This is a genomic window from Streptomyces atroolivaceus (genome assembly GCF_000717025.1).
Lineage (GTDB): Bacteria > Actinomycetota > Actinomycetes > Streptomycetales > Streptomycetaceae > Streptomyces > Streptomyces atroolivaceus.
The window spans coordinates 247,913-272,385 of the sequence record NZ_JNXG01000005.1; the positions used below are offsets into that span (position 1 = coordinate 247,913).

General features: G+C 71.0%; 21 protein-coding genes. 9 read left to right on the plus strand and 12 right to left on the minus strand.

Annotation, left to right across the window (positions count from 1 at the left end; genetic code table 11):
* Window positions 1-3 precede the first annotated feature (3 nt).
* Complete coding sequence (locus OO67_RS14345) at window positions 4-1,527, plus strand: MFS transporter (protein ID WP_033300316.1); 1,524 nt, start codon at window positions 4-6, stop codon at window positions 1,525-1,527.
* Window positions 1,524-2,555 carry a glutathione S-transferase family protein gene (locus OO67_RS14350; protein ID WP_033300317.1) on the plus strand — a complete coding sequence of 344 codons (1,032 nt, stop codon included), beginning with the start codon at window positions 1,524-1,526 and terminating at the stop codon, window positions 2,553-2,555. Before OO67_RS14345 ends, OO67_RS14350 begins: the two co-directional genes overlap by 4 nt.
* A 5-nt stretch (window positions 2,556-2,560) precedes the next feature.
* On the opposite strand, the gene OO67_RS14355 is transcribed toward OO67_RS14350, so the two are convergent.
* Window positions 2,561-3,427 (minus strand): DMT family transporter, encoded by an 867-nt coding sequence (locus OO67_RS14355; protein ID WP_033300318.1) that lies wholly within the window; start codon window positions 3,425-3,427, stop codon window positions 2,561-2,563.
* A 103-nt stretch (window positions 3,428-3,530) separates the two neighbouring features.
* Here OO67_RS14355 and OO67_RS14360 point away from each other — a divergent pair, with 103 nt between their 5' ends.
* Window positions 3,531-4,649, plus strand: coding sequence for a winged helix DNA-binding domain-containing protein (locus OO67_RS14360; protein WP_033300319.1), 1,119 nt, complete (start codon window positions 3,531-3,533; stop codon window positions 4,647-4,649).
* A gap of 133 nt (window positions 4,650-4,782) precedes the next feature.
* On the opposite strand, the gene OO67_RS14365 is transcribed toward OO67_RS14360, so the two are convergent.
* The gene (locus OO67_RS14365) at window positions 4,783-5,631 is read right to left on the minus strand and encodes a response regulator transcription factor (RefSeq protein ID WP_033300320.1); all 849 of its coding nucleotides are present in this window, start codon (window positions 5,629-5,631) and stop codon (window positions 4,783-4,785) included.
* Between the two features lie 105 nt (window positions 5,632-5,736).
* On the opposite strand from OO67_RS14365, the gene OO67_RS14370 reads away from it, so the two are divergent.
* Window positions 5,737-7,413 (plus strand): AMP-binding protein, encoded by a 1,677-nt coding sequence (locus tag OO67_RS14370; RefSeq protein ID WP_033300322.1) that lies wholly within the window; start codon window positions 5,737-5,739, stop codon window positions 7,411-7,413.
* Entirely contained in the window at window positions 7,410-9,017 is a 1,608-nt protein-coding gene (locus tag OO67_RS14375; RefSeq protein WP_033300324.1) for an AMP-binding protein, read from the plus strand. The genes OO67_RS14370 and OO67_RS14375 overlap by 4 nt, the downstream gene beginning before the upstream one ends.
* Window positions 9,018-9,038: 21 nt before the next feature.
* Here the strand turns inward: OO67_RS14375 and OO67_RS14380 are convergent, their stop codons facing one another.
* The gene (locus tag OO67_RS14380; protein ID WP_033300326.1) at window positions 9,039-9,260 is read right to left on the minus strand and encodes a hypothetical protein; all 222 of its coding nucleotides are present in this window, start codon (window positions 9,258-9,260) and stop codon (window positions 9,039-9,041) included.
* Window positions 9,261-9,331: 71 nt separating this feature from the next.
* Window positions 9,332-10,087 (minus strand): hypothetical protein, encoded by a 756-nt coding sequence (locus OO67_RS14385; protein WP_033300328.1) that lies wholly within the window; start codon window positions 10,085-10,087, stop codon window positions 9,332-9,334.
* Window positions 10,088-10,344: 257 nt separating this feature from the next.
* Between OO67_RS14385 and gcl the strand changes: the two genes are divergently transcribed.
* The 3 genes from gcl to OO67_RS38960 all read left to right on the plus strand — a co-directional run bounded on the left by gcl (window position 10,345) and on the right by OO67_RS38960 (window position 13,279).
* Window positions 10,345-12,129, plus strand: a complete 1,785-nt coding sequence (gene gcl, locus OO67_RS14390; protein WP_033300329.1) for a glyoxylate carboligase — start codon at window positions 10,345-10,347, stop codon at window positions 12,127-12,129.
* A gap of 328 nt (window positions 12,130-12,457) precedes the next feature.
* Complete coding sequence (locus tag OO67_RS14395) at window positions 12,458-12,907, plus strand: DUF6083 domain-containing protein (RefSeq protein ID WP_033300330.1); 450 nt, start codon at window positions 12,458-12,460, stop codon at window positions 12,905-12,907.
* A gap of 171 nt (window positions 12,908-13,078) precedes the next feature.
* Entirely contained in the window at window positions 13,079-13,279 is a 201-nt protein-coding gene (locus OO67_RS38960) for a hypothetical protein (protein ID WP_051709385.1), read from the plus strand.
* A gap of 254 nt (window positions 13,280-13,533) precedes the next feature.
* Here OO67_RS38960 and OO67_RS14405 read toward each other — a convergent pair whose 3' ends face one another.
* The 8 genes from OO67_RS14405 to OO67_RS14440 form a co-directional block, all read right to left on the minus strand.
* On the minus strand, window positions 13,534-14,991 hold the full coding sequence (locus OO67_RS14405) for a catalase (RefSeq protein ID WP_033300332.1): 1,458 nt from the start codon (window positions 14,989-14,991) through the stop codon (window positions 13,534-13,536).
* 185 nt (window positions 14,992-15,176) lie between these two features.
* Window positions 15,177-16,070 carry a 2-hydroxy-3-oxopropionate reductase gene (locus OO67_RS14410; protein WP_033300333.1) on the minus strand — a complete coding sequence of 298 codons (894 nt, stop codon included), beginning with the start codon at window positions 16,068-16,070 and terminating at the stop codon, window positions 15,177-15,179.
* Between the two features lie 43 nt (window positions 16,071-16,113).
* Entirely contained in the window at window positions 16,114-16,953 is an 840-nt protein-coding gene (locus tag OO67_RS14415) for a TIM barrel protein (protein WP_033300441.1), read from the minus strand.
* Between the two features lie 157 nt (window positions 16,954-17,110).
* On the minus strand, window positions 17,111-18,541 hold the full coding sequence (locus OO67_RS14420) for a cellulose binding domain-containing protein (RefSeq protein WP_033300334.1): 1,431 nt from the start codon (window positions 18,539-18,541) through the stop codon (window positions 17,111-17,113).
* Between the two features lie 34 nt (window positions 18,542-18,575).
* Window positions 18,576-20,138 (minus strand): beta-N-acetylhexosaminidase, encoded by a 1,563-nt coding sequence (locus OO67_RS14425; RefSeq protein ID WP_033300335.1) that lies wholly within the window; start codon window positions 20,136-20,138, stop codon window positions 18,576-18,578.
* A gap of 51 nt (window positions 20,139-20,189) precedes the next feature.
* On the minus strand, window positions 20,190-21,029 hold the full coding sequence (locus OO67_RS14430; protein ID WP_033300337.1) for a carbohydrate ABC transporter permease: 840 nt from the start codon (window positions 21,027-21,029) through the stop codon (window positions 20,190-20,192).
* Window positions 21,026-21,994, minus strand: coding sequence for a carbohydrate ABC transporter permease (locus OO67_RS14435; protein ID WP_033300339.1), 969 nt, complete (start codon window positions 21,992-21,994; stop codon window positions 21,026-21,028). The genes OO67_RS14430 and OO67_RS14435 overlap by 4 nt, the downstream gene beginning before the upstream one ends.
* A 40-nt stretch (window positions 21,995-22,034) precedes the next feature.
* A complete protein-coding gene (locus OO67_RS14440; protein WP_033300341.1) occupies window positions 22,035-23,300 on the minus strand; it encodes an extracellular solute-binding protein in 1,266 nt (421 codons plus the stop codon).
* Between the two features lie 248 nt (window positions 23,301-23,548).
* Between OO67_RS14440 and OO67_RS14445 the strand changes: the two genes are divergently transcribed.
* A complete protein-coding gene (locus OO67_RS14445) occupies window positions 23,549-24,391 on the plus strand; it encodes a GntR family transcriptional regulator (protein ID WP_033300343.1) in 843 nt (280 codons plus the stop codon).
* Window positions 24,392-24,473 lie beyond the last annotated feature (82 nt).

Consider the following 24,473-nt stretch of genomic DNA (forward strand, 5'->3'; position numbering starts at 1 on the left):
ACCATGGCAGAGAGTACGGAGCACGGGGCCACGGGCACGCCCGGCGCCGACCCTTCCGACCCCCGTCGCTGGCGTGCACTCGCCGTCTGCCTGGTGGCGGGCTTCATGACGCTGCTGGACGTCTCCATCGTCAACGTGGCGCTGCCGTCCATCAAGGAGGGCCTCGACACCCCGGAGTCCGACCTCCAGTGGGTGCTGTCCGGCTACGCGCTCGCCTTCGGCCTCGTCCTCATCCCGGGCGGACGCCTCGGCGACGCACGGGGGCGGCGCGCGGTGTTCATGGCGGGACTCACCCTCTTCACCCTGGCCTCCGCCGCCTGCGGGGCCGCCCAGTCCAGCCTCTGGCTGGTCATCGCCCGGCTCCTCCAGGGCGCGGCGGGCGGACTGCTCTCGCCCCAGATCTCCGCGCTGATCCAGCAGATGTTCTCCGGACGCGAACGGGGCCGCGCCTTCGGCATGTTCGGCACCGTGGTCGGCATCTCCACCGCGGTCGGCCCCCTCCTGGGCGGACTCCTGATCCAGGGCGCCGGGGCACAGGAGGGCTGGCGCTGGGTGTTCTACGTCAACCTGCCGATCGGGATCGTGTGTCTTCTGCTGGCCCACCGACTGCTCCCCGACACGCCCTCGGCGACCCGGGTGCGCCCGCGCGACCTGGACCCCGTCGGCGTGCTCCTGCTCGGGGCGGGGGTACTCGCCCTGCTGCTGCCGTTCGTCCAGGCCCTGCAGTGGCCGGGCAACGGTAAGTGGCTGCTCGTGGCGGTGGCCGCGGTCCTGCTCGCGGCGTTCGTCGCCTGGGAGTCCCGCTGCGCGCGACGGAACGTCCAGCCGGTGCTGAACATGTCACTCTTCCGGCTCCGGTCCTTCTGGCTGGGCTGTCTGATGATCCTCCTGTACTTCGCCGGCTTCACCTCGATCTTCTTCATCAGCACGCTCTACCTTCAGTCCGGTCTGCACTACAGCGCCCTGGAGGCAGGCCTCGCGATCACTCCGTTCGCCCTGGGCGCGGGCGCGTCGGCGAGCATCGGCGGCCGGCTGGTCGGCCGCTTCGGGCGGCCCCTCATCGTCGTGGGACTCACCATGGTGGCCGTCGGACTCGGGCTCACCGCGCTGGCCGCGCACCTGGTGCCGGGCCGGGGCGCAGGGCTCGCCATGGCGGCCCCGCTCCTGCTGGCCGGCCTGGGCAGCGGCCTCGTCATCGCACCCAACCAGACGCTCACCCTCGCCGAGGTTCCGGTACACAACGCGGGCAGCGCCGGCGGCACCCTCCAGACCAGCCAGCGGGTCGGCTCGGCCATCGGGATCGCCGCGGTGGGCTCGGTCTTCTTCGCCCAGCTGGGCCCGGACGACTGGGCGTCGGCCTACGACCACGGGCTTCTCGTCTCGGTCGCCTTCGTCCTGGCGGGCCTGATCGTGGCCCTGGCCGATGTCGCGGCGGGCAGGCGGGGAAGGAGACGTGCAGAGACGTCCGACGCCACCGACGCTCCTGATCCCACCGACCCCACCGAGGCCCCGAGGAGAACACCATGAGCGACGCCCAGGACCGGAAGCAGGACGGGAACACCTCGTACGGCCACAAGCCCTTCAAGCGCTCCCGCAGCCACTTCGCCGACCGCATCACCGCCGACGGCCGTGACGGCTGGCCCGTCGAGGCCGGGCGCTACCGCCTGGTTGTCAGCCGGGCCTGCCCCTGGGCGAGCAGGGCCCTGGTCTCACGCCGACTGCTCGGGCTGGAGAGCGCCCTCTCACTGGCCGTGGCCGACCCGGTCCAGGACGACCGCAGCTGGCGCTTCACCCTCGACGAGGGAGGCAAGGACCCGGTGCTCGGCATCGGCTACCTGAGCGAGGCCTACGACGCACGGGAGCGCGACTACCCGGGCGGGGTCAGCGTGCCCGCGATCGTCGACGTCCCGACCCGGGCCCTGGTCACCAACGACTACCAGCAGATCACGCTCGACCTGGCCACCGAATGGACCGGTCTGCACCGCCCCGGAGCTCCCGACCTCTACCCGGAGCGCCGGCGCGACGAGATCGACTCCGTGATGGAGGACATCTACAAGGACGTGAACAACGGCGTCTACCGCGCGGGATTCGCCGCAGAACAGGGCGAGTACGAGGCGGCGTACGTCGATGTGTTCCGCCGCCTGGACCTGGTCTCGGAACGCCTGGACGGGCAGCGCTACCTGGTGGGGGACACGATCACCGAGGCGGACATCCGGCTGTTCACCACCCTCGTGCGCTTCGACGCCGTCTACCACGGACACTTCAAGTGCAACCGCTCGAAGCTGGCCGAGGACCCCGTCCTGTGGGCGTACGTCCGTGACCTCTACCAGACCCCCGGCTTCGGTGACACCGTGGACTTCGACCACATCAAGCGGCACTACTACGGGGTGCACACCGGCATCAATCCGACCGGCATCGTGCCGCTGGGCCCCGACCTGTCGGGCTGGACGGCCCCGCACCACCGGGAGCAGCTGGGCGGCCGCCCCTTCGGTGACGGCACCCCGCCCGGACGGGTTCCGCCCGGCGAGGAGGTCCCGGCACGGGGGCGCCCCTGACCGGTTCACTCCACCCGCGGCGGCGCCGCGTTCACGGCGGCCAGCGGGGACCGGGCGAGGACGACACAGCCGACGGCGATCAGGGCCGCCCCGGCCACCTGGGGCAGCAGCCACCACCCGGACCGCAGCTCCTCGCCGAACAGCGTCACGCCGTAGGTGATGCTGATCAGGGCGTCCCCGAGCGTCAGCATCGGCTGCACCGCCACCAGCGAGCCGGCCTGCAGCGCGTTCTGGAGGAGGAACAGCGCACCCACGCCGGCCACCGCCGTGGCGTACAGCTGCCACGCCGTCAGCAGGCCGGCCACCCCGTCGGCGTCCAGCCGTGACATCGCGTCCTTCATCAGCGCGGCTGTCAGCGCGTACCCGCACGCCGCGGCCAGCCCCAGCAGCGCGGCCCTCAGATCACCGGAGGTGCCGAGGGCCGTGGCGATCAGCGCGGCCTCGAAGATCCCGGTCGCCACCAGAGCCGGGATCCAGGCCGCCCCCTGGACGTCCTCGCTGCCGCCGACCGGCGCGGCGGCGGCCATCCCCAGGGCCAGGCCCAGGGTCACGGCGGCCACCCCGTACCAGACCTGGCGCGGCACCCCGACCCGCATCACGAAGCCGGCGACGACCAGGGTCGCCGGCAGCTCGATCACGAAGATCGGCTGGACGACGGCGATGGGGCCCGTGGCCAGTGCCACCGCCTGGCAGAGCGCGGCGACGATCACGAGGCCGATGCCGGCGAGCCACACCTTCTGCCGCATCAGATGGCCGAACAGCGAGAGACGCATGGCCTCGCTGTCGGGCACGTTCAGGGCGGCGCGGCGCTGCAGCACCGACGCGGTGCCGTTGCTGAAAGCGGTCAGGACGGCGAACAGGACACTGATCACCGCCCCATCATGCGGGCCGAGCCCGTCCTGTCCGTGCTGCCGCGGACCGTTGGGGTGTCGCCCGTTCCGGGCCGGTGTCGCAGGGCCGCGTAACCTGCGGACCATGGACGCCAAGAACGCTCCCGTGCTCTCCTCCCGCGCACTCAACAGGGCAACGATGGAGCGCCAGTTGCTGCTCCGCCGCGCCGCCGTGCCGGTGGGGGAAGCCGTCAGCCGTCTGGTCGGCCTGCAGGCCCAGAACACCAGGCCGCCGTACTTTCAGCTCTTCGCCCGGCTGGAAGGCTTCGTCCCTGCCGCGCTCTCGGCGCTGATGGAGTCCCGCGAAGTAGTCAGGATCGTCACCCTGCGCTCCACCATCCACACCCACACCGCCGAGGACGCCCTCACGCTGCGCCCCCTGGTCCAGCCCGCGCGCGACCGGGAACTGAACATGTTCCGGAGCGGGCTCACGGGCGTGGATCTGGACCGGCTCACCTCACGCGCCAGGGAGCTCGTCGAGGAGCGGCCGCGCACCATGAAGGAACTGCGGGAGGAGCTGTTCCTCCACTGGCCGGACGCCGACCCCCGGGCACTCGCGGTCGCCGCCCGCTGCCGGCTGCCGCTGGTCCAGGTCACCCCGCGCGGGCTGTGGGGGCGCAGCGGGCAGGTCGCCCTGACGACCGCGGAGCACTGGCTGGACACCCCGCCGCGGCCGGCTGCCTCGCCCGACGCGACCGTGCTGCGCTACCTCGGCGCCTTCGGGCCGGCCTCGGTGAAGGACATGCAGATGTGGGCCGGGCTCACCCGGATGCGCGAGGTCTTCGAACGCCTGCGGCCCCGGCTCGTCACCTTCCGCGACGAGAACGGCGTCGAACTCTTCGACCTGCCCGACGCCCCGCGTCCCGACCCCGACACCCCTGCCCCGCCGCGCTTCCTCCCCGAGTTCGACAACATCCTGCTGGGCCACGCCGACCGGACCCGGGTGATCCCGCCCGCCTACAAGGGACGCAACGGCGTGGGCAACCAGTCCTACGGAACGGTCCTGGCCGACGGTTTCCTGGCGGCGATCTGGCGCCTCGACGAGACGCGGGACTCCGCGGTCGTCACCGTGCAGGCACTGGGCGGGCTGGACCGGGTCACGCGCGAGGAGATCACCCAGGAGGCTGTGGACATGCTGACGGTGATGTCCCCGGCGCCCGGCTACGACGTCCGGTTCGGCACGTTCGTCGACTTCGGGGACTGAGACGGCCCGGTCCGCACGGCGGTCGTGGTCCGCACGGCCCGGCGTACCCGGCCCGGCTCACGGCGCCCCGCCCGGTTCACGGCGCCCCGCCCGGTTCACGGCGCCCCGCCCGGCTCACGGCAGCAGGCCCGGTTCACGGCAGCAGACCCGCGTGGCGTGCCGTCACCACCGCCTCCAGCCGGGTGTGCGCCCCCAGCTTCCGCATCGCGGACCGCAGGTAGCTCTTCACCGTCTCCGGCCGCAGACCCAGCCGTTCGGCCGCCGCGGCGTTCGTGGCGCCCGACGCCACGCAGGCGATCACATCGATCTCGCGCGGCGCCAGCCGTACCCGTCCGGGCGCCGGTTGCCGCTGCTCGGTCCCCGTGGCCGACGCGAGCCGCCCGCACACCGCGAGCAGCTCGGCACGCAGCGCCGGGTCCATGATCTTCGGGGCCAGAGCGCGCAGCTCGCGATGCGCCTCGCGGACGTCCTCCCAGGTCCCCGGGCCCGTGCCCGGACCGGTGAGCTGTTCCCGGGTGGCCGCCAGGAGCTGCCGCACCTCGTCCCGGACCGCCAGGGCCTGCTCCACGTCCCGCGCCGCGGAGGCCGTCGCGTCGAACGTACGGTCCCCGAGCGTGAGCGGTTCGCGCAGCGCCCCGTACAGCACACCCCGCACCGCCCGGCGTACGACCACGGGCACGGCGACGACCGAGCGCAGGCCCTCCGCCGCGACAGCCGTGTCGTACTCGTGGCTGATGTGGCGCGAAGCGGGGTAGTCCGTGACCGCGCACGGCCGTGACAGGGCGATCGCCTTACCGCCGAGCCCGCTCCCCGCCGAGATGACGAGCCCGCGCAGCGCGGGGGTCTGCGCCCCGTTCAGCTCGGCGATCCGGGCGTGGCGTGCGTCGGAGAGGAGCCCGCCGAAGACCACCGGCAGTCCGCTCGTCCGGCGCAGCCTCAGCAGGGCCGCCCGCAGCTCGGTCGCCTCGCCCGCTTCCTGCACGCCTGCGGCTCTCCGCCCTGTCGGCTCCACCCCCGTTCGGGGGTGGTGAGATCTGGGTCACTGTTCGCATGATGTTAAAGGACGGGTTCGCGACGAGGAGGGCACATGCCGGCAACGAGTGCGACGGAGACGTTCCGGGCCGCCCGGGACTTCCTGATCGAGCACCGCGAGGACTACACCACGGCGTACGAGGGCTTCAGCTGGCCACGGCCCGACTACTTCAACTGGGCGCTCGACTGGTTCGACGTGATCGCCGAGAACAACGACCGCACCGCCCTGCACATCGTGGAGGAGGACGGCGGGCGCACCGAGGTGTCCTTCGCCCGGATGGCGGCGCGCTCCAGCAGGGCGGCGAACTGGCTGCGGGAACAGGGCGTGGCGGAAGGCGACCGGATCCTCGTCATGCTCGGCAACCAGGCCGAACTGTGGGAGACCGCGCTGGCCGCGATGAAGCTGCGCGCCGTCGTCATCCCCGCCACCCCGATGCTGGGGCCGGTTGACCTGCGTGACCGGGTCGAGCGCGGCAAGGTGCGCCATGTGCTCGTACGGTCGGCGGACACCGCGAAGTTCGACGAGGTGCCCGGCGACTACACCCGGATCGCCGTCGGCGCCGACGTCGAGGGCTGGCTCTCCTACGGCGGGGCCGACGCGGCGCCCGAGACGTTCGTCCCGGACCGGGAGACGGACGCCGGCGAACCCCTGATGCTCTACTTCACCTCGGGCACCACGGCCAGCCCCAAGCTGGTCGAGCACACCCATGTCTCCTATCCGGTCGGCCACTTGGCGACGATGTACTGGATCGGCCTCAAGCCCGGCGACGTCCATCTGAACATCTCCTCGCCCGGCTGGGCGAAGCACGCGTGGTCGAATCTCTTCGCGCCCTGGAGCGCCGAGGCCACCGTCTTCATCTTCAACTACACCCGGTTCGACGCCGCCCGGCTGATGGCGGAGATGGACCGCTCGGCGATCACCAGTTTCTGTGCCCCGCCGACGGTCTGGCGGATGCTCATCCAGGCGGACCTCGCACAGCTGAAAACACCGCCGCGCGAGGTCGTCGCGGCGGGCGAGCCGCTCAATCCGGAGGTCATCGAGAGCGTCAGGCGCGCCTGGGGCGTCACCATCCGCGACGGCTTCGGTCAGACGGAGACCGCCGTGCAGGTGGCCAACACGCCGGGACAGCGGCTCAAGCCGGGCTCCATGGGACGGCCCAGCCCCGGATTCGAGGTCGAGCTGCTGGACCCCGTGACCGGTGAACCGGGGGCGGCGGAGGGAGAGATCTCCCTCGATCTGTCCACGGCCCCCGTCGGTCTGATGACGGGTTACCACGGAGACCCGGACCGTACGGCCGAGGCCATGGCGGGTGGCTACTACCGCACGGGTGACATCGGCGCTCGGGACGAGGACGGCTACCTCACGTACGTCGGCAGGGCCGACGATGTCTTCAAGGCTTCCGACTACAAGATCTCGCCGTTCGAGCTGGAGAGCGCCCTGCTGGAGCACGAGGCGGTCGTCGAGGCCGCGGTCGTGCCCGCCCCCGACCCGGTGAGGCTCTCCGTCCCGAAGGCGTACGTCGTGCTCGCCGAGGGCTGGGAACCCGGACCGGACACGGCCAGGGTGCTGTTCGAGCACTCCCGGGCGGTGCTCGCCCCGTACAAGCGCGTCCGCCGGCTGGAGTTCGCCGAACTGCCCAAGACCGTCTCGGGCAAGATCCGGAGGATCGAGCTGCGTGAGCGAACGGCGCAGGGGACCGGCACCGAGTTCGACGAGGGGGACCTGCGATGAGCGGCCTCTCCTACGCGCACGGCACCAGCTCCACGGCTCTGCTCGGCGACACCATCGGTCGCAACCTGGACCGGGCTGTCGAGGAGTTCGGGGAGCGGGAGGCACTGGTCGACGTGGTGTCCGGACGCCGCTGGACGTACGCCGAATTCGGCGCCGCCGTCGACGAGCTGGCCCGCGGGCTGATGGCCACCGGGGTGGCCGCGGGCGACCGGGTCGGCATCTGGGCGGTCAACTGCCCGGAGTGGGTCCTCGTCCAGTACGCCACGGCCCGTATCGGGGCCGTCATGGTCAACATCAATCCCGCCTACCGCGCGCACGAGCTGGAGTACGTGCTGGGCCAGGCCGGGATCTCCGTACTGGTCGCCTCCCTCGCCCACCGCACCAGCGACTACCGCGCACTCGTCGACCAGGTCCGCGCCAACTGCCCCACGCTGCGGTCGGTCCACTACATCGGGGACCCGTCCTGGGACGAGCTGACCACCGCCTCGCGGTCCGTGACGGCGGAGCAACTGGCGGCGCGCGAGGCCGGTCTGTCCTGCGACGACCCGATCAACATCCAGTACACCTCGGGAACCACCGGATTCCCGAAGGGCGCCACGCTCTCCCACCACAACATCCTCAACAACGGTTACTTCGTCGGGGAAATGGTCGCCTACACCGAACAGGACCGGGTCTGTCTGCCCGTGCCGTTCTACCACTGCTTCGGCATGGTCATGGGGAACCTCGGCATCACCTCGCACGGGGCCTGCATCGTGATCCCCGCCCCGGCCTTCGAGCCCGCGGCCGTACTGGCCGCCGTCCAGCAGGAGCGCTGTACCTCGCTCTACGGCGTGCCCACGATGTTCATCGCGGAGCTCGACCTGCCAGGTTTCGCCTCGTACGACCTGTCCTCGCTGCGCACCGGGATCATGGCCGGATCACCCTGCCCGGTCGAGGTGATGAAGAGGGTCGTCGCGGAGATGCACATGGACGAGGTGTCCATCTGTTACGGGATGACGGAGACCTCGCCCGTCTCCACCCAGACCCGCCGGGAGGACGACCTGGAGCGCCGTACGGGCACGGTCGGCCGGGTGATGCCGCACATCGAGGTGAAGGTCGTCGACCCGGTGACGGACGTGACCCTGCCGCGCGGCCGGGCCGGCGAACTGTGCACCCGTGGGTACAGCGTGATGCTGGGCTACTGGGACCAGCCGGAGCGGACCGCCGAAGTCATCGACGCGGGACGCTGGATGCACACCGGGGACCTCGCGGTGATGCGGGAGGACGGGTACGTCCAGATCGTCGGCCGGATCAAGGACATGATCATCCGGGGCGGTGAGAACGTGTATCCGCGGGAGATCGAGGAGTTCCTCCACGGGCACCCGAAGATCGCGGACGTCCAGGTGGTCGGGGTGCCGGACGACAGGTACGGCGAGGAGATCCTGGCCTGCGTCATTCCCCGCGACCCGGCCGACCCGCCGACGCTCGACGAGGTGACGGCGTACTGCCGGGAGCAGCTGGCGCACTACAAGATTCCGCGCGGACTGCGGATTCTGGAGGCGTTCCCGATGACCGTCAGCGGTAAGGTCCGCAAGGTCGAACTGCGGGAGGGATTCGGCGCGTAGCCCGTGCCGGGGGGCGCGGGATCAGGCGGCCTCGATGATGCCGGAGCCTATGCCCTGGGTCGCCGCAGCCCATTCGATGAGCAGTACCTCGTACTCGGCGGCCTCCACCGGCGTCCAGTCCTGGCCGGCCCGCGAGTCGACGAGCGCGCGGATCGCCTCGTTGGCGTCGACGGCGGACGGGTGGGCGGGCTGGGTCAGGAAAACGGGGGTCGAGTGAGTGGGATGCCGAGGAGTTAAGACCATGCCTTCACTCTACGTCCTCATACCGACAACAGCTCGAACATATGCGCCTGGCAGGGCGCAGGTGACCGAAATCATGCGCCGGGGGCGGGCGGTCGGGGGCCCACGCTGACCAACTCGTCCGCGGGTCCGTTCACCGGCTGCGGTGTTCCGGTGAGGTCCAGGGTGAAGAGCGGGACGGCGAGGCCGTCCGCGCGTGAACGGGCCTCGTCCGTGTAGCCGGCCAGGGAGAACAGCACTCCGGCCACCGAGGCGTTCAGGGCGTTCAGCCAGAGGCACTCGACATCGCGCAGGACGGTCGGCCGGGTGGTCGCGTCGACCTGGGCGATGAGGCCGGCGGCTCTGAGGTCGATCCGGGAACCGGGCCGCGTCTCGGGCTGGACGACGTGGCGGAAGCCCAGCCACTGCAGATACAGCGCCGCCGTGTCCACCGCGTCGCGAGCCGTGCGTATCACCAGGGGCCGGAACGTCGGCCTCGGATGGGCGGCCGTGGGCGGCAGGGGTATGTGCGACGGGCCGGGCGAACCGGCCGTGGCCGACGTGGTGGAGGGCGCGGTGGTGCCGCGCGTGGCCACCGGGCGCACCGGGATCCGCAGCACCGCGCCGCAGGGGCAGCAGAGTTCGGGGTGCGGCCACTGGTCGCGGCGCCCGCAGGAATGGCACCGCACGCTCACCCAGTCGTCGTTCCAGGTGCGGTGCGTGATGAGCACGGCCGGCGCGCCGCGCATCAGCGGCGGGGCGGTGGGGGAGCCGCACGGGCAGGGATACACCGGCGTGATGTACGCGTGATCCCTGCGGCAGGCCGGGCAGCGCACCGGTACGGACTCCACGTGCTGCCCCCTCCTGCCGCCTCCCCGGCGGCGACTGCGTTCCGTATCCCCATCGTCCACCAGGAGCGACGTCCGGGGGAGGGATTCGCCCACTTCGGCCCGATGGTCTCCACCGGTTTGCCCGCCCTCCCTTGACGACTGTCCCGGGCCGCCCTAAGTTGATTCCGTATAGCAGAACTAAATTTCCGTAATGCGGAATTGGAGCTCTCAGGTGGCGCGACAGAGCCCGACTCCACCAGGTCCGAGCAGGAGTACTCATGCCTCGTATGACCGCTGCCCGAGCGGCAGTTGAGATCCTCAAGCGCGAAGGTGTCAGCAACGCCTTCGGCGTGCCGGGTGCGGCGATCAACCCGTTCTACGCGGCCCTCAAGGCCTCCGGCGGGGTGCAGCACACCCTGGCCCGCCACGTCGAGGGCGCCTCCCACATGGCGGAGGGCTACACCCGTGCCGCGGCCGGGAACATCGGCGTCTGCATCGGTACGTCGGGGCCCGCCGGCACCGACATGATCACGGGCCTGTACTCGGCCATCGCCGACTCGATCCCGATCCTCTGCATCACCGGCCAGGCGCCGACCGCCGTCCTCCACAAGGAGGACTTCCAGGCCGTCGACATCGCGTCGATCGCCGCGCCGGTGACCAAGGCCGCGACCACCGTCCTGGAGGCCGCGCAGGTCCCCGGCGTCTTCCAGCAGGCCTTCCACCTGATGCGCACGGGCCGGCCCGGCCCGGTCCTCATCGATCTGCCGATCGACGTGCAGCTCACCGAGATCGAGTTCGACCCCGAGCTGTACGAGCCGCTGCCCGTCCACAAGCCCGCCGCGAGCCGCAGGCAGATCGAGCGGGCGGTGGAGATGCTCAACGCCTCCGAGCGGCCGCTGCTCGTCGCGGGCGGCGGCATCATCAACGCCGACGCCTCCGCCCTCCTGGTGGAGTTCGCCGAGCTGACCGGGGTCCCGGTCGTCCCCACCCTGATGGGCTGGGGCATCCTCCCCGACGACCACGAGCTGAACGCGGGCATGGTCGGCCTGCAGACCTCGCACCGCTACGGCAACGCGAACTTCCTGGAGTCCGACTTCGTCCTGGGCATCGGCAACCGCTGGGCCAACCGCCACACGGGCAAGCTGGACGTCTACACCCGGGGCCGGACCTTCGTCCACGTCGACATCGAGCCCACCCAGCTGGGCAAGATCTTCGCCCCGGACCTCGGTATCGCGTCCGACGCGAAGGCCGCGCTCGAGCTCTTCGTCGAGGTGGCCCGGGAGCTCAAGGCGGCGGGCAAGCTGAAGGACCGCTCGGTCTGGGCGGCGTCCACGCAGGAACGCCGGGCCACGCTCCAGCGCCGTACACACTTCGACAACGTGCCGCTGAAGCCGCAGCGGGTGTACGAGGAGATGAACCGGGCGTTCGGCCCCGAGACCCGCTACGTCAGCACCATCGGCCTCTCCCAGATCGCGGGCGCGCAGATGCTGCACGTCTACCGGCCGCGCCACTGGATCAACTGCGGCCAGGCAGGGCCGCTCGGCTGGACGATCCCCGCCGCACTGGGCGTCGCCACGGCAGACCCGGACGGCTCCGTGGTCGCCCTCTCCGGCGACTACGACTTCCAGTTCATGCTGGAGGAGCTCGCCGTCGGCGCGCAGCACCGCATCCCGTACGTCCACGTGCTGGTGAACAACTCCTACCTGGGGCTCATCCGGCAGGCGCAGCGGAACTTCGACATCGACTTCCAGGTCAACCTGGAGTTCGAGAACCTCAACTCCCCGGAGCTGGGCGTCTACGGCGTGGACCACGTCAAGGTCGTCGAGGGCCTGGGCTGCAAGGCGATCCGGGTCACCGAGCCGGACCAGCTCCTGCCGGCCTTCGAGGAGGCGAAGAAGCTCGCGGCCGAGCACCGGGTGCCCGTCGTCGTCGAGGCGATCCTGGAGCGGGTCACGAACATCTCGATGAGCGGGACCGACATCGCTTCCGTCAACGAGTTCGAGGACGTGGCGTCCGAGCCGGGCCACGCACCGACGGCGATCCGCGCGCTGACGGTGTCCTGACCCCGGCCGGTGCCGGCCTCCACGACCCGTGCGGTCGTGGAGGCCGCCGTCGTGTCCGGGCGCGATGCCGTGGGGGTGGCGCCCGGTCGGTCGCCACCCCCACGGGAGCGGTCCGTGGGACGCCGGTCGGCCACGCGGTGCGGTCCGTGGGACGCCGGTCGGCCACGCGGTGCGGTCCGTGGGACGCCGGTCGGCCACGCGGTGCGGGCCGCCTGTGTCCGAGCGCGCCTCATGTGGTGCCTGGCGGCACGCGAGCGGATCCCGCCCCGCCCGGCGCGGCCGGATCGCACCCTATCGGCACCGACGACGCGCCCCGGATCCTTGTCCCATGGGGGACACCGAGAGCGCCTCACCCTGCCCGGACCCGCCCGACGACCACTCCGACCGCCTCACCGGCGACTTCCTCGCGCTGCTCGAAGGGGCCACCGCCCCACGGCCGCCCGCCCCGCCCGACTGTCCGTTCTGCGACCTTCCGCAGGACAGGTACGCCACGGGGTACGCCGGGCACTGGATCCTCCTCGAACCCCGCATCCTCGTCCCGGCCCACACCGTTCCGCCGAGAAGACGGTGGATCATCACCTCGACCGGGACCGCCCTGAACCTGTGGGACGCGGAGCCGCTCCCCGGCGCCGCGTGCCGCATCCCGCACCGCATCGCCTGTCCCCGCCTCGAGCCCGAGGACCACTGGCCCTGGGTCACGGCTCTCCGGCAGCACAACCGGCGGCGCTCACAGCGCCTGTTCGACCTGCCGGAGGAGGGGCTGCCGGACACGGGGTGAACGGACGACAATGGCGCCATGAAGAGGAGACGGGGAGCGCCTGGCCGCGGACGGCGCTGGACCAGGTCCGCGACCTGGCGGACGGTCCCGGACGGGGACCGGCGCATGTGTGCGGCCTGCGGGACGGCCGTCCGCTCGTACCGGTACCGCTTCCATCCTCCGGGGAGCCCCATGTCCGAACGGTGCGTCGGGCTGGCCTGGTGCACCGGCTGCGGGGTCTACTCCGGCGCGATGGTGCACGTTCCCCGGGACCAGGTGCTCGTCGATGCCCTGGCACCGCTGCCCCTGGACGAGCGGGAGCACCTCGAGCGGAGCGAGGCGAGGCTCGTCGGGTATCTCGACGAACTGCGGCGGAACGACGGTGTCGCGTAGGGATGTTGACGGCACATCACAGAACAGGGGTGCGGTGCACGCCCCACGCGTGCACCGCACCCCCTGTCGTCCACGGCGACCGCGACGGCGGACTGCGGGCTGCGGGCCGACCGGCTCCTTCAGGTCTGGAGCCGGGCCGCCCGGCCCTTCGCCACCGCACTGGCGTCGTCCGCCGCCGCGGTCCCGTCCTGCCGGTGCCGCGCTGCACCCCTCATCCGGGTGCGCGGCACGGGCAGGGCCCTGGGAAGGGAGGCTCAGTCCTCGCGCAGGGCGCGGACCGCCTCCTCCACGCGCTTGCCGTAGTCGGCGTCGGCGGCGTGGAAGTGGGCGAGGTTCTTCTCGATCACGTCGTCGCGGGTGACCTGGGAGAGTCCGCCGGCGATGTTGGCGATCAGACGGTCCTTCTCGTCGGCCGACATCAGCCGGTAGAGCTCGCCCGCCTGGAAGAAGTCGTCGTCCTTCGTGTGGGCGGGCGCCTCGTGCGTGCCCGTCCAGCCGTGCACGGGCAGTGGCGCGGCCAGTGCCGCACCGGTCTGCGCGGGGCCCGCGTACGAGTTGGGCTCGTAGTTCTTGTCCTGGCGCGAGCCGTACCGGGTCGCGTGCAGGCCGTCGCGGCCGTAGTTGTCGACGGTCGCCTTCCTCGGAGCGTTGACCGGGAGCTGGGTGTGGTTGATGCCCAGCCGGTAGCGCTGCGCGTCGGCGTACGCGAACAGGCGGCCCTGGAGCATCTTGTCCGGCGAGGGGCCGATGCCGGGCACGAAGTTGTTCGGTGAGAACGCCGCCTGCTCCACCTCGGCGAAGACGTTGTCCGGGTTGCGGTCCAGCACGAGGCGGCCAACCCGCTGCAGCGGGTGGTCGGCGTGCGGCCACACCTTCGTCACGTCGAACGGGTTGAAGCGGTAGTCCGCCGCCTCCGCGGCGGGCATGATCTGCACGTACAGCGTCCAGGACGGGTTGACTCCGCGCTCGATGGCCTGGAGCAGGTCCGTCTGGTGCGAGTTGGCGTCCTTGCCGACCTGTTCGGCGGCCTGCTCGGCGGAGAGCGAGCGCACACCCTGGTTCGTCTTGAAGTGGTACTTCACGAAGAAGGCTTCGCCCTCCGCGTTCGTCCACTGGTACGTGTGCGAACCGAAGCCGTTCATGTGACGGTACGAGGCGGGGATCCCGCGGTCACCCATCAGCCAGGTGATCTGGTGCGTCGCCTCGGGGGAGTTCGCCCAGAAGTCCCAGACGTTGTCCGGCTCCTGGCGGCCCGTGAACGGGTCCCGCTTCTGGGAGTGGATGAAGTCGGGGAACTTGACCGGGTCCTTGATGAAGAACACCGGGGTGTTGTTGCCGACCAGGTCGTAGTTGCCCTCGTCCGTGTAGAACTTGAGCGCGAAGCCACGGGGGTCCCGGACGGCGTCCGCGCCGCCCAGCGAGTCGGCGACCGTCGAGAAGCGGATGAACGTCTCGGTGCGGCGGCCCACTTCGGAGAGGAAGTCGGCGCGGGTGAAGCCGGTGACGTCGTCGGTCACCTCGAAGTAGCCGTACGCGCCGGAGCCACGGGCGTGGACGACGCGCTCCGGGATGCGCTCACGGTTGAAGCGGGCGAGCTTCTCGAGCAGGTGCTGGTCCTGGATGAGGATCGGCCCGCCGGCACCGGCCGTGGCGGAGTTCTGGTTGTCGGCGACCGGGGCGCCTGACTCGGTCGTGAGCACACGCTGGGACATGGAGGCCTTCCGTACGGGGCTGCTGACGGCCTCAGGAGCGTAGATTCGCCGATATCGAAGCGTCAACAGTTTGTTGAAATTGGAGGAGAGGATTCCGGGCCGCGGCAGCGCCTGGGCGCGACAGGACAGGTGTCAGCGCCGCCACGACCCGGAGTTCAGGGGGCCCTCGTGAAGGGCCGGGGGTGTCAGACCTGGGAGCCGGAGAGCCGCTCGACCGAGCGCAGGAGCGCGGAGTGGTCGAGGCCGCCGTCGCCCTGCGCGCGCAGGGAGGCGACCAGCTGGGCCACGACCCCTCCGACGGGCAGCGCCGCGCCGACGTTGCGGGCGGCGTCCGTGACGATGCCCATGTCCTTGTGGTGCAGGTCGATCCGGAAGCCCGGAGCGAAGTCCCGCTTGAGGAAGTTGTCCTTCTTGCGGGTCAGGACCGTCGAGCCCGCGAGTCCGCCGTTGAGTACGTCGAGCGCGGCGGCGAGGTCGACCCCGGACTTCTCCAGGAAGACGACGGCCTCGGCGCAGGCCTGGATGTTGACCGCGACGATCAGCTGGTTGGCCGCCTTCACCGTCTGGCCGGAGCCGTGCGGGCCGCACAGGACGATCGTCTTGCCGAGCGCGTCGAGCAGCGGCTTGGCGGCGTCGAAGTCGGTCTGCTCGCCGCCCACCATGATGGACAGGACGGCCTCGATGGCGCCGGCCTCACCGCCCGAGACGGGGGCGTCCAGTACGCGGACGCCCTTCTTCTTCGCGCTCGACGCCAGGTCCACGGAGGTCTGCGGCGTGATGGAGGACATGTCGATCAGCAGGGTGCCCTGCCTGACGTTCTCCAGGATGCCGTCGGGGCCGTAGGCGATGGCCTCGACCTGCGGGGACGCCGGGACCATGGTGATGACGACATCGGCGTCGCGCACCGCGTCCGCGATCGAGGCGGCACCCTTGCCGCCCGCGGCGACGAGCCGGTCGATCTTGTCCTGCTCCAGGGTGTAACCCGTGACCTGGTACCCGGCCTTGACCAGGTTCTCGGACATGGGGGAGCCCATGATGCCGAGCCCGATCCAGGCGACCTTGGGGAGATTGCTGCTCATGAGGGTGCCTTCCGGTAAGCGTGTGTGCGGGAGAGGGCGGGCCTCAGCGGGCCGGCCGGTGCTCGGCGTGGAGCCAGTCGAAGGACTCCGCGCTCGGCCGGTCGCCCGGCTTGTACTCCAGGCCGACCCAGCCGTCGTAACCGGCCTCGGTCAGCTCGTCGAGGAGGCGCTCCAGCGGGAGCGAGCCGGTGCCGGGCGCACCGCGCCCCGGGTTGTCGGCGATCTGGACGTGGCCGGTCTTCGCGGCGTACGCCTTGATCACCTGGCTGAGGTCCTCGCCGTTCATCGACAGGTGGTAGAGGTCGAGCAGGAACGTGGCGTTGCCCAGGCCCGTCGCCTCGTTGACACGGTCGACGACCTCGATGCCCGCCGGTGCGCTGACCAGGGGGTAGAGCGGCGACTCCGTGTCGTTGAGGGTCTCGATCAGGAGGGTCGCCCCGATCCGGTGGGCCGCGCGGGCGGCCAGGACCAGGTTTTCCAGGGCGAGTTCGTCCTGGACGGCGGGCTCCACGCCCTCGACGCGGTTGCCGTAGAGGGCGTTGAGCGCCTTGCAGCCGACCGAGGCCGCGAAGTCCGCCGCCACGTCGATGTTGGCGCGGAAGCGGTCCGACTCCTCGCCGGGCAGCGAGATCGCCCCGCGGTCGGGTCCGGGGAGCCGGCCCGCGTAGAAGTTCAGCCCCACCAGTTGCGTGCCCGCGTCGTCGAGCGCCTTCTTCAGAGCGTCGAGCTCGGCCTGCGCGGGGGTGGGGGTCTCGGTCCAGGGCCACCAGAGCTCGACCGCCGTGAAGCCCGCGGCGGCGGCCGCCGCGGGGCGCTCCAGGAGCGGGAGTTCGGTGAAGAGGATCGAGAGGTTCACATCGAAGCGCTGGTCCGAGTAGCCCATCATGCGCTCCTTCCGTATCGCGGAAGTTTGTTTCTGCTTAACGGAAGATTGCCTGTCGGGTGGCGAGGCTGTCAAGAGGCAACATGAATTCCGGACATGCGGAAGCGGGGTGGAGGCCCACTCGCCCTCCACCCCGCTCCTGCTCACACCGGCCTGGTCAGACGGCCGGCACCGTGTCCTGGAACGTGGTGCCCGCCGCCCTGTATCCGCTCACCAGCGCCGACACCTGGGCAGGGGAGAGGACCTGGTCCTTCACGTGCAGGACGTAGTCCACCTGCTGGTCGTACGAGCGGGGAGTGGTGCTGCTCTGACCGGCCAGATCGATCAGCCACTGGTTGAAGTTGATCGACATCGGCCGCTCCGGGAGGTACGCCGCCCCGTGCGTGCCGAAGTGCTGACCGTCGACGTAGTACGTGATGGCGCTGTTGTCGACGGTCACCACCAGGTCGTGCCATCCCGCGTAGCTCCGACGCACCTCGCTGTGCTGGTTGACGGCCTCCCAGGGGTCAGGCCTGTAGGTCTCCCACGAGGTGGTGTAGAGGATGTTGGCCGGCTCGCCCCAGCCCCCGTTGGGCAGGTACTCGAAGTCGTACTCGGCGTAGTCGTCCGCCATCGGAGCCTTCAGGTCGTTGATGGTGAAGAAGGTCTGGACGAGGTGGTCGCCGTCCGGCCCCGACCTCGGTGCGTCACTGAACTTCACCCGGGCCGCGTAGGTGCCGTTGCGGAACTTCATGGACTGCGTGAGGATCTCCGTCTGCACCGTCGAGGCGCCCGTGCCCGCCGTCGACGTCTCCAGGTTCATCACCGAGTTGCCGCTCTGGCTGCTGAAGGTGACGTTCTGCGGAGCCCAGACGGCCCCCGGCACCCCGGGCCCGCCCGGGTTCGAGCGGACGCTCCAGCCGTTCGCCGCGATCTTCGGGTCCGTGTGACCGGTGTAGTTGAAGTCGTCGAACAGCCTCGGCCCGCCGGCCGGCGGATCCGTGGGGGGATCCGTCGGGTCGGTGGGGCCGTTGCCCGACGGGGCCTCGCCCCAGGCCGCGACCGAGCCCAACTGCGCGGTGACCTTCGGCCAGTCGGCGTAGGTGGCCCGTTCGGCACCGAAGGAGTAGTCGTCGCTCTGCCCCAGCCGCTGCCAGTCCGCCCGGTGGAAGCGCAGCTGCATGTCCCCGGTGTCCGCTCCCGGAGCGAGGGAGCCGGCACCGGCCGTGAAGCCGATCTCCAGATAGCGGTCTGCGGTGGCGGTCGGGTTCGCCAGGGGCTTGAAGGTCCCGGTGATGTTCGCGCAGCCCTTCACCGCCCAGGAACAGGCGAAACGGTACGACGCCGACGCGGAGTCCCCCTTGAAGTAGTAGCGCACCTTGACGTCGGAGAGCGGCACGCTCGCGCTCCCGGTGTTGCGTACCTTCAGCCACGGCTCGCTCTGGTCGGCCGTCGCTCCCGACGAACTCGTCCGGTACTGGACGGCGAGCCCGCCGGCCGCGGCGGCGCCCGCCGTCCCGGGAAGGGCGGCGAGGGCCGTGCAGCCCAGCGCCAGGGTCACGGCGGCGGCCGCCGCCGCGCGGATACGGCTCGTGCGGAATGTCCTCATGGCGATGTTCCTCTCCGGAACGGTGGGGGATGGTCTACCGAGGGGGTGGCGCTGTACCTGCGGACGCGGTCGCCAGGGACCGCGTGGTGAGGGGCCGGTACCGGACGCCGAGGGCGTCCAGCCGGGCGGTGTGGTCGCGCAGCCGCTCGACGAATCCGGCCCAGTCGCTGCGTCCCCCGGACCAGGCACGGTCCGCGAGGGCGCACAGCCGTGGGTAGGTGAGGTACTCGATGCGGTCCGGCGTCGTCACGTACTCGGTCCACAGCTGCGCCTGGGTTCCCAGGACACGGGAGGCGTCCTCCGGCTCCCAGTCCCGTGGTGCCGGTTCGTTCGTGTGGACCGCGTGCAGGGGGACGGGGGCGCCCGGCTGGGCGGGTGGCTCGTCCGGGTCCGTGGACTGGACGTAGTCCAGGTACGTGGTGCGGTGGTGCGCGGTCACCACCTGGTGCCCGCGCCGAGCCGCGGTGAGGGCGTGCGCCGGGTCGCGCCACGTCATCACCGTGAACTCGGGCGGCAGTTCGCTGCCGGTCTCGGCCCAGCCGGTGGGCCGGCGGCCGTGTTCCACGAGGAACGAGCCGATCCGGCCCATGAACCAGCCGTGCAGCTCGCCCGGACCGGAGAGCCCCGCCGCCGCCGCACGGTCCCGGGCCGCCCGGCTGCTCTCCCATTCGCCGGTGGGGCACTCCTCGCCGCCGATGTGGACGTACGGGGAGGGGAAGACGTCCATGACCTCCTCCAGCACGGTCCGGCAGAAGTCGAACACCTCCTCGTGGACGCCGAGCACGGTGTCGCACACCCCCCACCGCGTCCAGACGTCGAGGTGCCGCTCGGGGTGGTTGCCGAGGGCGGGGTAGGCCGCGAGGGCCGCACGCACATGACCGGGCATCTCGATCTCCGGTACGACGGTCACCCCCCGCTCCCGCGCGTGGCGGACCAGGCCGCTCAGCTCGGCGCGGGTGTACGCCCCCGCGTGCGGCACGCCGTCGGACAGCGACTGGGTCCGGCGCCCGCCCACTGAGGTCAGGCGGGGAAAGGCCTCGACGGGCATGCGCCAGCCCTGGTCGTCCGTGAGGTGCAGATGGAGGACGTTGAGCTTGTGCAGCGCCATCAGGTCCACGTACCGGTGCAGGTAGGAGACGGGCTGGAAGTGCCGGGCGACGTCGAGCATCGCGCCGCGCCAGGAGTACTGCGGCACGTCGCTGATCTCGACGCAGGGCAGCTCCCAGGACACGCCCCGCGCACCGCCCGACAGCGCTTCGGGCGGCAGCAGCTGGCGGATCGTCTGGACGCCCCGGAGCAGGCCGTCGGGCCGGGCGGCGCGCAGCAGCAGGGCCTGAGGTCCGACGGTCAGGCCGTACCCCTCGTCGCCGAGCCCGCCGAGCTGCGGGTCGAGCGCCAGGACGACGCGTCCCTCGGCGGAGGGCGGGAGGGGCAGCCCGGTCGTCGGGCCGAGGAGCGTACGCAGCAGGTCCGCCGCCGGCTCCGCGCCGGGCAGGGCGCGTACGGAGGTGTCCTGGCCGAGGGTGAAGCGGCCCGGGCGCGGCGAGACCTTGCCGGGCCGGGGGAGGAGGGAGAGGTCGGGGCGTGTTGCGGGCACGGGGGCCTCCGGGGCAGGGGTTTCAGACGGTTCGCGAGGGCGCCGGCGGGCTCAGCCCTTCACGGCGCCGGCCGCGAAGCCGGAGGTCACATGGCGCTGGAGCAGCAGGAAGATCACCAGGGCGGGCAGGGCGAAGAGCGTCGAGGCGGCCATGGTGGCGCCCCAGTCGGTGCCGAAGGTGTTCTGGAAGGAGGACAGCCACACCGGCAGGGTGCGGTTGTCCTGCTGTTTGATGATCAGGAAGTTGGCGTAGGCGAACTCGTTCCAGGCGGTGATGAAGCCGAAGAGCGAGGTCGCCATCAGGCCGGGGGCGAGCAGCGGCAGGGCGACCTTCACGAAGGCGCCGGTCCGGGTGCAGCCGTCGACCTGGGCGGCTTCCTCGAGCTCGGGCGGGATCGTCGCGAGGAACCCCCTCAGCACCACGATCGTGAAGGGCAGTGTGATCATGAAGTAGACGAGGGTCAGGGTCGGCAGCCGGTCCAGCATGTCCGTGTCGCGCGAGATGATGTACACCGGGATGATCGGCGATTCCCAGGGCGCCATCTGGGCGACGAACACCAGCAGCATGAACTGCCGCCTGCCCCTCCATCGCAGGCGTGCCACGGCGAACGACGCTCCGAGTGCCACGACGAGGGAGAGCAGCACCGCCCCCAGCGTGACCAGGATGCTGTTGCGCCAGAACAGTTCGAAGCCGTCCGCCTGCACCGCCCGGCGGAAGTGGTCCAGCGTCCAGGTGTACGGGACGAGCCGGGGCTCGGCCGACTGGATGTCCCGGGACGGCTTGAAGGCGGTGGAGACCATCCAGTACACCGGGAACAGGCAGACCACGACGGTCACGACGGCGGCGGCGTTCAGCGGGATCCGCCGGACACGGCGGCTCGGCAGGGTCATCGTAGGTCGTCCTCCTGGCGGAACATCTGGCGGAAGTAGAGGACCAGCACCCCGGACATCAGGACCACGGTGATCATCGACGCGGCGGAGCCCAGGTCGTAGCGCTGGCTGGAGAGCGCCGTCTGGACCGCGTACACGGGCAGGATGGTGGTGGCGTCGCCGGGGCCGCCGCGGGTCATCACCCAGATCTGGACGAAGGCCTTGAAGGTCCAGATCACCTCCAGTGAGAGGACCAGCATGAAGATCGGCCGCAGCATCGGGAAGGTGAGGGAGCGGAAGATGCGGGAGGCGGACGCGCCGTCCAGGCGGGCCGACTCGTACAGCTCGGCGGGGACCGTGGTCAGGGCGGAGTAGAGGGTGACCGCCGCGAAGGGCACGGACTGCCAGACGATCAGCAGGACCAGGATGGTGAAGGACGCCGTACCGTTCGCGAACCACGGATAGCGGTCGAAGGACCCGAAGCCGAGTGCGGTCAGCGACTGGTTGACGATCCCGAACTCGGAGTGGAACAGCCACTGGAAGACGGTCGTCGCCGCGACCACGGGCATGGCCCAGGCGAGCACCAGTGCGCAGAGCACGACCGTACGGCCGACCCGCCGAAGCCGCTCCGTCATCAGCGCGACCAGCGTCGAGACCACCATGATCAGCACGACGTTGACGGCCATGAAGACGAAGGTGCGGCCGGTCACCTCCCAGAAGCGCGGGTCGGACAGCAGCGTCCGGTAGTTGCGCAGTCCCACGAACTCGGCGTCCCCGCTGATCAGCTGGCGGAGCCGGAAGTCCTGCAGGGAGATCACCACGGCCCGCACCAGCGGGTACACCAGCAGATAGAGCATGCCGCCGATCGCGGGTGCGATCAGGGCGTACGGCCAGAGATCGTGCGGGGAGCGCCCGGGCCGCCGCCCCGGTGGTGTCGTCGGGGGACGGTGGACGCGTGGCGCGGGCCGTTCACGGACAGCCGGCACGGCGGGCCTCCTCTCGGTGGCGGGAAACGGAGGGACCGGGTCAGGAGCCGGCGTTCATGGCCCGGGTGATGTCCGCGGAGGCCTTGGCCGCCTCCTCGGCGGCGTCACCGCCCGTGAGGACGGCGGTCATGTAGTCCTTGACCGGGTTCTCGGCCTCCACCGCCGCCCAGCCCGGGGTGTTCGGCGTCGCATGCCCGTTCGCCGCGCCGACCGCCATCGCCGAGGCGCCGGGATCGTCCGCCACGGCTGAGGCGAGCGTGGTCCGGTTGGGCACGTAGCTCATGGCCACCGCGAGCTTCTTCTGCCATGCGTCCCCCGTCAGCTCCTTGATGAAGGTCACCGCCGCGTCCGGGTGGCCTGCGGCGGCGGGCACGACCAGGTCGGAGCCGCCGGTGAACACCGCACCCGGGGTGCCCGCCGTCTTCCCGGGGATCGGGAAGAAGCCGAGCTTCCCCTCGAGTTGCGGATTGTTCTCGACGACCACGTTGGCCCCGCCCGGTGTGGAGATCACCTGGGCCACCTGCCCCTGGGCCATGACCTCGGCCTGCGGCGGATCGTCCTCGTCGGAGTCCTTGGGGCCCTTGCCGAGTGCCTGGAGCCGGGCGTAGAAGGCCATTCCCCGCAGAGCCTCGGGTGTGTCGAGCGCGCCCTCCCACCGGCCGCCCGACTCGGTGGCGAAGTCGCCGCCCTCGTCCCAGATGAAGCCCCCCAGCGCGTACCAGAGCTGACCGGGCAGGTAGATGCCCTGTGTGCCGCCCTTGTTCAGCTTCGTCGTGGCGTCGATCCACTGCTCGCGCGTGGTGATCGCCGCGGCGTCGACCCCGGCCTTCGCGAAGAGGTCCTTGCGGTAGACCACGACCCGGTTGGCCGCGTAGTACGGGATGCCGTACTGCTTGCCCTCGTACGAACCCGGCTCGGCCAGGCCCTTCAGCCAGTCGTCACCGTTCAGCTCGTCCTTCCTGTCGCTGAGGTCCAGCAGGCCGCCGCTCTCCGCGAACTGCGCCACCTGCGTGTTGCCCGCCTCGATGACGTCCGGGGCGTCGTTGCTGGCCAGAGCGGCGGTGATCTTCTGGCCGATGCCGTCCCACTCCTGGATCTGGATCCGTACGTCGATGTCCGGGTGCGCCGCCTCGAACCCTTCGGTGAACTCCTTCTGGAACGCGGCCGAGACGCTGTCGCGCATCAGCCACACATCGACCGTCGTCACGCCTCCGGCCCCGTCGCCGCCGTCTCCACCGGAACTGCAGGCACTGAGGGCGGCGGCCGTCACGAGCGCGGACACACCGGCAAGCAAGCGGTACTTCACGGTTCACCTCAACGGGAAGAGACCTGACCACCTGACCAGTGAAGCCCACTGGACAGCTCACCTCTTGATGGTGGATGAAGGTGGCATAGACCAATGAGGTCGTCAACCCCCCGTGTATGAAGGGGTTTTGGGGAACTAGATGAGGGCCGACCCCCTGTTCTTGCCGACGAGGGTGGTTAGACTCTGCCTGACCAGTGGCCATCGGTCGCTCAACTGGTAAAGGGAGCGGAACGCGCGAAGGGGAACGCATGAAAGCCGACGTACCGGGGACGGTGCTCAAACGGGAGCGGGCGCGCGACGCGGTCCTGGAGCTGATCGAGAGCCGCAGCCCCGGGGACGCCATCCCGTCCGAGCGGGCCCTCTGCACGCTGCTCGGCGTGTCCCGGCCCACCCTGCGCGCCGCCGTCGACGAGCTGGTGGCCGCAGGGCTGCTCGTCCGGGAGCACGGGCGCGGGATGTTCGTCGCGCCGGCGAAGATCACCCAGGAGCTGGTCTCGGCCGACCTCGCCCTGAGCGTCCCGCAGGCTGCCGGGGCGTGGTCGAGCAGGCTGCTGGAGTTCACGACCCTCCAGGCGGGCGCCCGCGTGGGCCGCAAGCTGCGTATGTCACCCGCCGACGAGATCGTGTACGTCGCCCGGCTGCGCCTGGTCGACGGCGCCCCGATGGCCATCGAGCACCTGCACATCAGGGCGGCGCTCGTGCCCGGGCTGTCGGCCCAGGAGCTGGAGGACGGCGATCTGTACGAGCATCTGAGGCACACCCACGGGGTGCACGTCCGTGAGGCGGTCCAGGCCATCGAGCCCACCGTGGTCACACGGGCGGAGGCCCAGCTCCTGGAGGTCCCCGAGCTCTCCCCGGCGCTGCTGTTCGAGCGCCTGACCTCGGACACCGCCGGGCTGCCCGTGGAGTACGTCCACTCGCTCTACAGGGGCGACCGTTACCGGATCGTCTCCCGGCTCGCGCTCGGCCCGGCCGCCGCCACCGCGGGGCTGGTCAGGGACGGGCACCACCCGGGAATCCCGCCCGGGGACTTCGCGCACGGCGACCCGATCGCGTCGTCCACCCGGGGGGACATCCAGGCCGGGACGTGAGGCGAGGGCCCCGGGGCGGGCGGGGCCGGTGCTCTAGGGTCGGGGCGAGCCGTGCGAGCCGACCGACACGGCGGGACATGAG